The organism is Gilliamella apicola (genome assembly GCF_003202915.1).
Taxonomy (GTDB): Bacteria; Pseudomonadota; Gammaproteobacteria; order Enterobacterales; family Orbaceae; genus Gilliamella; species Gilliamella apicola_Q.
In genome coordinates this window covers 61,673-73,923 of sequence record NZ_QGLP01000007.1, presented here as the reverse complement: position 1 = coordinate 73,923, position 12,251 = coordinate 61,673, and the positions used below count along the sequence as shown (strand labels likewise).

Annotated in this window: 12 protein-coding genes; 5 read left to right on the top strand and 7 right to left on the bottom strand. The window is 35.0% G+C overall.

The window, feature by feature from the left end:
- Positions 1-8: 8 nt before the first annotated feature.
- The gene (locus tag DKK79_RS12220; RefSeq protein WP_110424326.1) at positions 9-926 is read right to left on the bottom strand and encodes a dihydrodipicolinate synthase family protein; all 918 of its coding nucleotides are present in this window, start codon (positions 924-926) and stop codon (positions 9-11) included.
- A gap of 224 nt (positions 927-1,150) precedes the next feature.
- Here DKK79_RS12220 and DKK79_RS12215 point away from each other — a divergent pair, with 224 nt between their 5' ends.
- Positions 1,151-2,293 carry an iron-containing alcohol dehydrogenase gene (locus DKK79_RS12215; RefSeq protein WP_110424325.1) on the top strand — a complete coding sequence of 381 codons (1,143 nt, stop codon included), beginning with the start codon at positions 1,151-1,153 and terminating at the stop codon, positions 2,291-2,293.
- 52 nt (positions 2,294-2,345) lie between these two features.
- Here the strand turns inward: DKK79_RS12215 and DKK79_RS12210 are convergent, their stop codons facing one another.
- Entirely contained in the window at positions 2,346-3,098 is a 753-nt protein-coding gene (locus DKK79_RS12210; protein WP_034883954.1) for an IclR family transcriptional regulator, read from the bottom strand.
- Positions 3,099-3,355: 257 nt separating this feature from the next.
- Between DKK79_RS12210 and pgi the strand changes: the two genes are divergently transcribed.
- The gene (gene pgi, locus DKK79_RS12205; protein ID WP_110424324.1) at positions 3,356-5,005 is read left to right on the top strand and encodes a glucose-6-phosphate isomerase; all 1,650 of its coding nucleotides are present in this window, start codon (positions 3,356-3,358) and stop codon (positions 5,003-5,005) included.
- An 88-nt stretch (positions 5,006-5,093) separates the two neighbouring features.
- Here the strand turns inward: pgi and crr are convergent, their stop codons facing one another.
- The 4 genes from crr to DKK79_RS12185 all read right to left on the bottom strand — a co-directional run bounded on the left by crr (position 5,094) and on the right by DKK79_RS12185 (position 8,117).
- Positions 5,094-5,597, bottom strand: a complete 504-nt coding sequence (gene crr, locus DKK79_RS12200; RefSeq protein WP_034883952.1) for a PTS glucose transporter subunit IIA — start codon at positions 5,595-5,597, stop codon at positions 5,094-5,096.
- 9 nt (positions 5,598-5,606) lie between these two features.
- The gene (gene ptsI / locus DKK79_RS12195) at positions 5,607-7,334 is read right to left on the bottom strand and encodes a phosphoenolpyruvate-protein phosphotransferase PtsI (RefSeq protein WP_110424323.1); all 1,728 of its coding nucleotides are present in this window, start codon (positions 7,332-7,334) and stop codon (positions 5,607-5,609) included.
- 52 nt (positions 7,335-7,386) lie between these two features.
- Entirely contained in the window at positions 7,387-7,644 is a 258-nt protein-coding gene (ptsH, locus tag DKK79_RS12190) for a phosphocarrier protein Hpr (RefSeq protein ID WP_034883950.1), read from the bottom strand.
- A 140-nt stretch (positions 7,645-7,784) separates the two neighbouring features.
- A complete protein-coding gene (locus tag DKK79_RS12185; protein ID WP_110424322.1) occupies positions 7,785-8,117 on the bottom strand; it encodes a hypothetical protein in 333 nt (110 codons plus the stop codon).
- Positions 8,118-8,242: 125 nt separating this feature from the next.
- Between DKK79_RS12185 and DKK79_RS12180 the strand changes: the two genes are divergently transcribed.
- Positions 8,243-8,785 carry a UPF0149 family protein gene (locus tag DKK79_RS12180; protein ID WP_110424321.1) on the top strand — a complete coding sequence of 181 codons (543 nt, stop codon included), beginning with the start codon at positions 8,243-8,245 and terminating at the stop codon, positions 8,783-8,785.
- 33 nt (positions 8,786-8,818) lie between these two features.
- A complete protein-coding gene (gene pepP, locus DKK79_RS12175; protein WP_110424320.1) occupies positions 8,819-10,132 on the top strand; it encodes a Xaa-Pro aminopeptidase in 1,314 nt (437 codons plus the stop codon).
- Between the two features lie 82 nt (positions 10,133-10,214).
- On the opposite strand, the gene DKK79_RS12170 is transcribed toward pepP, so the two are convergent.
- Positions 10,215-11,009 carry a TonB family protein gene (locus tag DKK79_RS12170; RefSeq protein ID WP_110424319.1) on the bottom strand — a complete coding sequence of 265 codons (795 nt, stop codon included), beginning with the start codon at positions 11,007-11,009 and terminating at the stop codon, positions 10,215-10,217.
- Between the two features lie 154 nt (positions 11,010-11,163).
- Here DKK79_RS12170 and ispB point away from each other — a divergent pair, with 154 nt between their 5' ends.
- Positions 11,164-12,147: an octaprenyl diphosphate synthase gene (ispB, locus tag DKK79_RS12165; RefSeq protein WP_110424366.1), complete on the top strand. Its 984-nt coding sequence runs from the start codon at positions 11,164-11,166 to the stop codon at positions 12,145-12,147.
- Positions 12,148-12,251: the final 104 nt, after the last annotated feature.

Genomic DNA, 12,251 nt, shown 5'->3' with positions numbered 1-12,251 from the left:
GCCTCCAATTATTTATTTATAATAGGAATTTGAGCAGACTCTAATACTTGAATTAATAGGTCTTTTTTGTTTTTTGGTAATTTTGTTACCGGCGCCAAAACCTCAGTTGAAATATCTACTCCAGTTAGTTTGATAGCTTGTTTAATAACCCCAAAGAAAGGCGATTCAATCGCATAAACCGGCATTAATTTTGCTAATTGACGCTGTAATTTAAATGCGGTTTGGTAATCTTTTTTAATGAATGCTTTATAAATTCCCTTGGTAATTTTCGGGGCAAAATTAAATGTTGCTGGAATGCCACCATGACCACCAAGAATAAGCGTGTCTAACATATATTCATCAAATCCACTGAAGATGATAAAATCTGGACGGAAGGCGTGAACTCTGTTGATGACTTCTCGGGTATGGCTTATGTTATCAATGGTGTCTTTCAAACCAATAATATTTGGCTGCTCCTTGGCTAATCGGGTAATAACATCAATACCAATATCTTGGCCGGTTAATGCCGGGAAATTGTAAAGTAGCACTGGTATATCAAGATTTTCAGCGACAGTTTTATAATGGTGATAAATGGCATCACTATTCAATAAAGCATAATATGGATTGACCACTAAAACGGCATCTGCGCCTATTTGTGCTGCATGTTGACCATATTGAATAGTTTCTTTGGTACTTGGACTGGATATTCCAATCATCACTGGAATGCGTTTATTGATATGTTTTACCGCAAATTCAGCAACTTCAAGTCGTAGTTTCGGTGGCATATGACAAAATTCACCACCACTCCCTAAAATCAAAACGCCATCAGCTTCACTATCGATCAGATGATCTAATAGATTAGCCATTCCTTTTTTATCCAGTTCCCCATGTTTATCTACAATTGTCGGCACGGGTGGAAATATCCCTTTAAATTTTGCTAAACTCATTTTTTCTCCTTTGTTCATAATATGGAACTTTATTTCTTTCTTGTGAACGGATTATTGAGGAAAAAATTTTGAATTGCAATGCATTAATTCAAAAGAAAATTAATTTTGTGATCCTCCTCTCATTGTAAAAAATATTTTTTCGGCAAGTTTATTTTTTCCGTATAATGAAATTAAGTTCTTTTTGTGGGATTTTTTTTGAAATATGATTAATTAAAGAGGTAAATATGATTTATTACATTCCACCCGTTAATTTATTAGGAAAAGGATGTCTATCTGAGTTAGGGGTACCGGTTAAAAAACTAAATTGCCAAAAGGCATTTGTGGTTAGTGACAAGTTTTTAGTCGGTAATGGTACGGTAGATAGAGTAGTCGATATTTTAGCCAAAGAGGGGATTGAATCGGTTATTTTTTATGATGTTAAACCAAATCCTACCGTTGCTAATGTTGAAAATGCACTAAAATTATGTCAAGAATCTAAATGTGATTTTGTGGTTTCCATTGGTGGTGGATCACCTCAGGATTGTGGTAAAGCAGTTGCGGTGTTAGCGACGAATGGCGGTAAAATTACTGACTATGAAGGGATGCATAAAAGTAAACATAAATGTTTACCTATCGTGGCAATAGCAACCACCGCAGGTACATCTGCCGAAGTTACCATCAATTACGTGATTACTGATGAAAGCAGACACGTAAAAATGATTATGGTCGATCCAAATACACTGGCATCAATAACGGTTAGTGATCCCGATTTAATGATTTCTAAACCAGCAAATTTAACCGCAGCAACCGGTATGGATGCGTTAACTCATGCAATAGAAGCGGTGGTTGCTAAAGGGGCGATGGATGTCACTGATTCGACCGCACTATATGCAATTGGTCAAACCTTTAAATATTTAGCGCTCGCGGTTAAAAATGGTAACGATATTGAAGCCAGAGAGCAGATGAGTTATGCCTGCTTTTTAAACGGTATTGCTTTTAGTAATGCTGGTTTAGGTAATGTCCATGCGATGGCACATCAACTAGGTGGTCTTTATGATTTACCTCATGGGGTCTGTAATGCGATGCTATTATCGGTAGTTGAAAAGGAGAATGCGAAACATGCCCCAGAAAAATTTAGAGCGATTGCCGAAACAATTGGATTTGACACTAAAGATAAAACCGACCAAGAATGTGTCGATTATGTGATAAAAAGAATTGAAGATTTGGCACAAGAAGTCGGCATACCTAAATCATTGAAGGAGTTAGGCGTGGATAATCCTGATTTTGAGTTATTGGCAGAAAATTCAATGAAAGATGCTTGTGCCGGTGCTAACCCCGTCTTTTTTGATAAACAAAAACTTATTGAGCTATTTAAGAAGATAGCCTAATGAGTTATGGATTAAAATAATTTCAATAATATTGAATCATAATGATTCAATATTATTGAAACTTGCTAGTCAGTTGTTGACATGCTTTACGCACTAGCTCTGAATATTTTTCGATCTTCTCTACCGGTAATTGAAAAAGCACACCAGAAATACTAATCGCCGCAATTGGTTCATGATTTTTATTAAAAATAGGAGCAGCGATACAATGGACACCTTTTACATCTTCTTGATTGTCATAGGCCCAACCTTGCGAGCGAATTTTCGCCAGCTCTTTTTTTAACTGTTTTTTGCTGGTAATTGTAGTGTCGGTATATTTAACCAATTTATCTTCTGGTATAAGTTGATCGATTTTTTCATCTGGCAACCAAGCTATCAATGCTTTACCAATACCAGAACTATGCAGAGGTAATTTTTTGCCTATCCAAGTACGAATACCGATAGCTTGGTCATTTTCAATTTTTGCAATATAGACTGAATATAGACCATCTAACACACCTAGATGGCAAGTTAAATTGGTTTGATCTCTTAATTTTGACATCAACGGTTCCGCTATTTTGGTGATATCAAACTGTTCCAGCGATTTATCACCCCATTCATGCAATTTTAATCCAAGATAATACTGGTTCTGATCTTGACGCAATATACCATGCATAACTAATGCATTAAGTAGGGTTGAAGTACTACTTTTGGGTAAATTAAGATCCTGAAATATTTGACTAAAAGTTGCACCTTTGTGATTATCTAAATAATCACAAATGCGTACTATTTTATCTAATGCAGGTACTAGAGTTTGAATATTTGGCATGAAATATCCTAATATAATAATGTCAAAAATTTAGTTATTTTATTGGTACTAATTAGTTAGAAAATTATTTTTTGAACGGTTATATGTATCAAATAGCTTATCTGTAACATTATATTCAAGTTATTTGATTAGGAAAAGAAAATAACTTTTATTATTTTTTATTTTAACTTAATTTGAAAGAATAAATCCTTATCTTGCATCATGTTAGGCATAGTTATATTATGGTTAATAGTGCTATATTAATTAAGGAATAAGTCATGTTAAAGTCAATTGATCCAACAACTACTTCCGCCTGGAAGTCCCTTCAAGCTAGTTATCAAAAGCATCACGCTAAAACGATTGCCCAAATTCTAAAAGATGAACCTAAGCGAGTTGAAAAGTTAAGTATTCCTTTTGAAGATGAGTTCTTGGTTGATCTTGCAAAAAATCGTGTAACGCAAGAGACATTAGAAATTCTTTATAAACTTGCCGATGAATGTGATTTAAATGGTGCCATTAAGGCTATGTACAGCGGTGAAAAAATTAATCGCACAGAAAATCGCGCCGTTTTGCATGTTGCGCTTCGTAATGTATCAAATTCACCAATTTATGTTGATGGTAAAAATGTTATGGATGATGTCAATGCAGTGCTTGCTAAGATGGAATCCTTTAGTAAAAAAATTATTAGTGGTGAGTGGAAAGGTTATACTGGTAAAGCAATTACCGATGTAGTTAATATCGGTATTGGTGGTTCAGATTTAGGGCCACATATGATAACCGAAGCGCTAAGACCTTATAAAAATCATTTAACTATGCACTTTGTTTCAAATGTTGATGGTACGCATATTGTAGAAGCTTTAAAGGGTTTAAATCCAGAAACTACGTTATTTTTAGTTGCCTCAAAAACGTTTACAACTCAAGAAACGATGACCAATGCGCAAACGGCTCGCCAATGGTTACTTGATGCGGCAAAAGATGAGAAAGCCGTTGCGCTTCACTTTGTGGCGTTATCAACTAATGCCAAAGAAGTTGAAAAATTTGGTATTGATACAGCTAATATGTTTGAATTTTGGGATTGGGTAGGTGGTCGTTACTCTTCTTGGTCAGCTATCGGTTTATCGATTGTCCTTTCAATTGGCTTTGAAAACTTTAAACAGTTTTTAGCTGGCGGTCATGCAATGGATAAACATTTCCAAAGCGCACCAATTGAAAAAAATATTCCGACTTTACTTGCTTTAATTGGTATTTGGTACAATAACTTTTATGGTGCCGAAACCGAAGCGATTCTACCTTATGATCAATATATGCATCGTTTTGCCGCCTACTTCCAGCAAGGTAATATGGAATCAAATGGTAAAAGTGTTGATCGTAATGGTAACAAAACTGGTTATACAACCGGCCCAATTATTTGGGGAGAGCCGGGAACAAATGGTCAGCATGCTTTTTATCAATTAATTCATCAAGGTACTAAACTGATTCCTTGCGATTTTATTGCGCCAGCCATTAGTCACAATCCGGTTGGTGATCATCATCCGAAGTTACTTTCTAACTTTTTTGCCCAAACAGAAGCTTTAGCTTTTGGTAAGACAGCTCAACAAGTAGAACAAGAGTTTGTTGCTGCGGGTAAAACACTCGATGAAGTTAAATCTATTGTTCCATTTAAAGTCTTTGAAGGTAACAAACCAACCAACTCTATTTTAGTCAAGAAAATCACGCCTTATACATTAGGGGCACTAGTCGCGATGTACGAACATAAGATCTTTACCCAAGGTATTATTCTTAATATCTTTAGTTTTGATCAATGGGGAGTTGAGCTTGGTAAGCAATTAGCTGGCCGAATTTTACCGGAATTAGCGGATGATAAACCAGTTAGTTCTCATGATGATTCTACTAATAATCTAATTAATCAATATAAGAAATGGCGTTAACCACTATTTTGTGAATTGAATAAGTATTATGAATTGAATAAATAAAAAAAACCTTCAGCTTCTAAACTGAAGGTTTTTTTATAACTGATTATTTTTTAACACGCATTATTGGTGTTTTGCCCGCTTCAACTGAACCTGTTAGTTTAGTTAATTCAACCACGGTTTCCATATTTGAAATAACCACTGGGGTTAATACTGATTTAGCTCTACTTTCAAGTAAAGGTAGATCGATTTCAATGATAGTATCACCAATCTTAACTTGTTGTCCTTCTTCGGCAACGCGGGTAAAACCTTCACCTTTTAATTCAACAGTATCTATACCAAAGTGAACAAAAAGCTCGATACCTTCATCTGATTCAATAGCAAAGGCATGATTGGTTTCGAAAATTTTACCAATTTTACCATTTAATGGTGCAACAATTTTGTTACCAGAAGGTTTGATAGCTACGCCATCACCAACGATTTTTTCTGCAAAAACAACATCGGGTACATCTTCAATTTTAACGATTTCACCACTAAGCGGTGCAATAATTTCGATGTTATTTTTGTTATCATCAGATACAAATTGTTTAATTTTATCAAATAGCCCCATCATGGCCTCCTAACAAATTTGCTTTTCAGCAGTATATTTTTCAATTAAATCGGTTACTTCTTTAGCTGTTGCTTTTTCAAGAACCGTGTCAGCAAATTTCTTCGCTTCTTCATAATTAGTATTACGAATTAGTTTCTTAATTTTAGGAATTGATACCGCACTCATACTAAACTCATCAAGACCCATACCAAGTAATAAAATTGTTGCTCTTTCGTCACCAGCAAGTTCACCACACATTCCAGTCCATTTACCTTCTTGGTGAGACGCATCGATCACATTTTTAATCAAAGTTAATACTGACGGTGAAAGTGGATTATAAAGATGTGAAATCAATTCATTACCACGGTCAACAGCAAGTGTATATTGGGTTAAATCGTTAGTACCAATACTAAAGAAGTCAACTTCTTTCGCTAAGTGACGAGCAATGACCGCTGCGGCTGGGGTTTCGATCATAACACCGATTTCAATGTTTTTATCGAATGCTTTACCTTCAGAGGTTAATTGTTCTTTAAGGATGTTAATTTCAGATTTTAAGATACGAATCTCTTCAACCGAAATAATCATTGGGAACATAATACGTAATTTACCAAATGCCGAAGCACGTAAAACTGCACGTAACTGAGCATGTAAGATTTCTTTACGATCTAAACAGATACGAATTGCTCGCCAACCTAAGAATGGATTTTCTTCTTTTGGTAAATGCATATAAGGTACATCTTTGTCACCACCAATATCCATGGTACGAACAATAACCGATAAACCATTAGTTGATTCAGCAACTTCTTTATATGCTTTGAATTGTTCGTCTTCATTAGGATACGCATCACGATCCATAAATAAGAATTCAGTACGATAAAGACCAACACCTTCATAACCATTACGATCTGCACCAGCAATATCACGAACTGTACCGATATTGGCACAAATTTCAACTTGATGACCATCAAGGGTCACAGCAGGTAAGTCTTTTAATTTTGCTAACTCTTCTTTATCAGCAATATATTTGGTTTGAACTTGTTTTAATTTTTCTTGAGTTGCGTGATCTGGATTAATGTAGATAGCATTGTTGATGGCATCTAAAATAACAAAATCACCTTGTTTGATTGCTTGGGTTGCATTAGAGGTACCAACGATAGCTGGAATTTCTAATGAACGAGCCATAATCGATGTATGTGACGTACGACCGCCGGCATCAGTGATGAAACCTAATACCATATCTAAATTTAATTGCGCAGTTTCAGATGGTGTTAAATCAGTCGCAACTAAAATACAAGGTTGGCTAATAGCACTTAAATCAACAATTTCAATACCTAAAATATTTTTTAGCAATCGTTTACCAATATCTCGGATATCGGCCGCACGTTCTTTTAGATATTCATCATCTAAGTTCTCTAACTCTTTTGCTTGGGTTTCAAATACAGATTGGACTGCGGCATCAGCACTTGAGTGTTTACTTTTGATACGTGAAATAACTTCTTGTTCAAGATCTTCATCTTCAAGAAGCATAATATGACCTTCAAAAATGGCAGCTTTATCTTCACCTAAAGTGGTTTTTGCTCGCTCCATGATGGCATGTAATTGTTCGCTTGATTTTTCACGCGCTTCTTTAAAGCGATCAATTTCAGCATCAATTTTGTTATCTAGAATTTGCCTATTATTAATAACAATAGGTTCTTCTTTTAATAATAGCGCTTTTGCAAAAGCGATACCGGGGGAAACAAGTATACCTGATACCATAACATTTAATCCTTATCTAATATTAAAACCGTTTAAAGCTGATATGGGAGTATTATTCCAATTCAGGAATTAATTTTACTAAATGAGCTACTGCTTCTTTTTCATCTTCACCTTCAGCTGAAATAGTAATAGTAGTTCCTTGAGTTAATCCTAGTGTTTGTAATTTAAATAAGCTTTTAGCACTAGCACTTTTTCCATTTGATGTGACAGTAATTTCAGAATTGAAATTTTTAGCTTCCTTTACGAATTGTGCAGCAGGGCGGGTATGAAGACCGTTCGATGCAGTAATGGTTACATCTTGCTTATACATAATTATTTAACTCCCAAAAATATATTTATTCATGCGACAATATAAATAAAAACAGCTTGAAAGGCTAGTAAGATTTCACAGATATGTAACATTTAGTTAATCTTATTAGCCATAATCATCAAAGTTAGCTGATATATTTATTAATATTGGTAAATCCGAGTGATCTTATCACTACATTTTTTAAATTCTACCTGCCCGTGAATTCCCCGTTTGATATTTTCATATACTAACTCCTCACTACCATCTAGTTGTGAGGCACGGATCTCTTCTCGGCAGAAAGATTCAAACTTATCAAGTTCTTGTTCACTATTGCCTAACTGATAATTTTTAGGTAAATCTTGGCTAGTTACAACGGTATTTGTTTTATTTCGCACATCAAGAACGATTATACCTTTGTTTGGTAGCCATGAACTACACGCAGTTAATGATATAACTATGTATAGCGATGTTAAAATTAATCTTAAAATGTTCAAAATAATTCCTTTATAAAGCGCAATAACCTGTTTATTATTTACAGTTAGGCGCAAATTATATACTAATAATGTGTGAAAGTGCAGGGGTGTATTTTTACCGTTATCACAAAACAAGGGTGGAATTAATGACAGATAGCAAAATTTATGATGAGCTTAATCGTCAACTTATTCAGAATAAAATTGGTATAACCGCAGCTGAATTACATGGATTTTTAACTGGCATCTTGGCTGGCGGCAATCATGACGAGAGCTGGAGAGTGTTAGTGCAAGACATGTTAAATGATGGGCAAAAAATTGCTGAACCGTTAAATAAACAAATAGAAAAATTATATCATTCAACAAAACAACAATTTATTGATGAAGATTTTGAGTTCCAGCTTTTACTTAGTGAACAAGATTTGTTTCGCCAAATTGATGATTTAGTTGGCTGGGTAAATCATTTTTTATTAGGTATTGGTTTAGTTCAACCTAAACTTAATCGGCTTAAAGGCGATGTAGGTGAAGCAATATACGACCTAAGACAAATAGTTAAACTCGGTTATGATGAAGATGAAGATCAGCAAGAGCTAGGTTTTGCATTTGAAGAGATCAAAGAGTACGTTCGAATTACGGCGATGTTATGTTTTGATGAATTTAATGAATCTGATATCACCCCAACTCTTCACTAAAATGCTGTATTATTGATCATTAAGGTAAAGGCTATGATAGATATTGATACCAAGGCAGAACTGTTAGCTCGACGAAATAAATTATTGGCACAGATGGAGTTAAATAGCATTGCCTTATTTTTTGCTTCGCCAGAAGTTAAGCGAAGTAATGATACCCATTATCCTTATCGACAAGATAGTGATTTTTGGTATTTTACTTCTTTTGCTGAACCAGAAGCATTTTTTGTGGTTATTAAACAGTCAGATAATCAACCACGTTATATTTTATTTAATCGTAAAAAAGATCCTCTAGCTGAAACATGGACCGGATATCGGTTAGGTCAACAAGCTGCACTTGAAAAAGTTTTAGTAGATGAAGCCTATCTTTTTGATGAGATTGATGAGGTTTTGCCTAATTTAATCAATGGTAAAAAAGCTATTTATCATGCTGACCAGCTATATCATTATGCTGACGAGATAATTAAAAAAACGCTTAATACTTTACGGCAAGGCAGTCGATTAAAACTTTCAGCGCCAAGCATAGTTATTGATTGGCGACCAATCGTTCACGAAATGCGGATGTTTAAGTCTGAATATGAAATCGCCATTTTACGTCAAGCTTGTGAAATCAGTGCGCAAGCACATATTCGAGCAATGCAAAAATGTCAGCCCAATTGGTTTGAGTATCAATTAGAAGCCGAAATCTTACATGAGTTTGCTCGGCGTGGTGCTCGTTGGCCGTCATATAACACCATCGTTGGTGGTGGTAATAATGGTTGTATATTGCATTATGAAAATAATAGCGACAAGTTGCAAGATGGTGATTTAGTCTTAATTGATGCCGGTTGTGAATACCAATATTATGCAGGGGATATCACTAGAACATTTCCAGTTAATGGTAGATTTAATCAAGCTCAACGCGAAATATATGACATAGTATTAACGGCACAATATACCGCTATCAAATTATTAAAACCAGGTACTTCAATATCCTTAGTGAATCAAGAAATTATTCGGATGATGGTTGAAGGGTTAGTTCAGTTGGGAATTATGCAAGGCGATGTTGAAACATTGATTGCTAATAAAGCTTATCAAGCGTTTTATATGCATGGTTTAGGCCATTGGTTAGGTATTGATGTGCATGATGTTGGCAGTGATCGCGATCGTCTACTGGAACCGGGTATGGTCTTAACGGTAGAACCTGGTCTCTATATTAATAAAGATGCTGATGTTGCTGAACGCTATAAGGGTATCGGGATTCGGATTGAAGACAATATTTTAATTACCGACTCTGGCAACCAAGTTTTAACCGCAACGGTACCAAAAGATCCACAGCAGATTGAATTTTTAATGCAAAATAACCGATGAATTTAAATAAGGCGCTAATCAAAATGTTGAGATTAGCGCTTTTTATTGTTTAAAAGACAATTATTGATTGGTAACTGTATGATTAACCTAAGCTAATTGAATTATCGCGGTTAAAAATAATCTTTATTTTGATATCTTTACCAGCAATTGGTTTGTACTTCCATGTTTTCATTGCCGAGATAACTGAGCGATTAAAAATATTATTAGGTTGGGTTTCAATGATTCTAATATTTTCAACACGCCCCTCACTTGTAACATCAAACATGGCAACAACATAACCCTCTAAGCGCATATCAAGTGCTCTTCGAGGATATTCAGGTCGATTACGACTAATTGGTGTTGGATTGCCTGAATATTGTCGATTTTCAGATACTTTAGGTGCTACTGAAGTATTTGCCACTTTATCACTGATCACGTCTTGTTTAACTTGTTGACGAGATGATTTTTGGGTAGGTGGTTTTTTATTTTTCGGCTTTGGTTCGGTTTTAATAATTACCGGTTTATCGGTTTCAACCACTGGTTTTTCTTCTTTGACTATCTCGGGTTCTTCCACCGGGTCAACTTGCGGTTCTTCAATCGGTTTATTGTCGATGATTTCACTGTTTTCAGCACCTTTAATGTCAGGCGCATCTTCAACTAAGGATTGTTCAGGGGCGGCTAACTGAGTAAGGTCGACCATCATAGCTTTAATTGAATTATCACCTTCATCAATCGTGATATTAGTTGCAAACAGTGCTGAACTGAATAATAATCCGAATAAAAATAGATGCGATATCACAGAGATAGATGTATATAAATAAACATCCTTTGGCTTATTAGAAGCAGGTGATTGTGGTTCTTGTTCGTTGTTGATATCTATATCAAAATTAATCTTCATAACGGTAAATAATTTTCGCTTAAGGCGAGTATTCTAAATGAAAATGCTTATCATTTGTAGCATTTTTTTAAATATGATTTATCACTACTTGTTGCTTAAAAATATTTATCAGATAATAGTAAGCAAATATTTCCCATTTGTAGCGGTTAGACTGATGAATAATCCATCAATAAAACAAATACTCGATTTAGTGCAAGATGATTTAATTAAGGTTAATGAAGCAATACAAGCAGAACTCTGTTCCGATGTGTTATTAATCAATCAATTAGGAAATTATATCATCAGCAGTGGTGGTAAGCGTATTCGTCCTATTATTGCATTACTCATCGCTAAAGCGCTCAATTATCAAGGTGATAAACATATTATTACCGCAGCTTTTATTGAATTTATCCACACGGCGACTTTATTGCATGATGATGTTGTTGATGAATCTGATTTACGGCGTGGCAAATCAACCGCTAATGCATTATTTGGTAATGCGGCTAGTGTCTTAGTTGGCGATTATATTTATACCCGATCTTTCCAAATGATGGTACGTACCGAATCATTCAAAGTATTAAAAATAATGTCAGAAGCGACCAATGTCATTGCCGAAGGTGAAGTTCAACAACTTATGAATTGTAATGATCCTGATATTACTAAAGAGCAATATCTACAAGTTATTTATCGTAAAACAGCAAGACTGTTTGAAGCAACTTCACATTCAGCCGCGGTATTAGCCGATGCTACGCCTGAGCAGGAATTTGCCCTGCAAGAATATGGAAAATATTTGGGAACAGCCTTTCAAATTATTGATGACCTATTAGACTATAGCGCTGATAGTAATCAAAAATTAGGTAAAAATTTAGGTGATGACCTTAATGAAGGTAAACCAACTTTACCATTATTACATGCTATGCATCATGCTAATTCAGAAGATGCGACTTTAATCCGCCAAGCCATTGAGCAAGGAAATGGTCGTCATTTATTAGATCATATTTTAGCGGTGATGCAGTCTTGTGGATCACTTGAATTTACTTTTAAAACCGCTCAACAAGAAGCCAATAAAGCATTTAATGTTATTTCAATCCTACCGGATTCCCCTTATAAAAAAGCGCTTCAAGATCTGGCATTGCTATCAGTAAAAAGGGAAAACTAAACGTGATGTGATATTTTTAAAAAACGTTATTGATGCAATTTATTTAATAACAACGTGTTTTAGCTACATATTGTAATAATCTTAAGTTGATTTTGCGTTGTTAT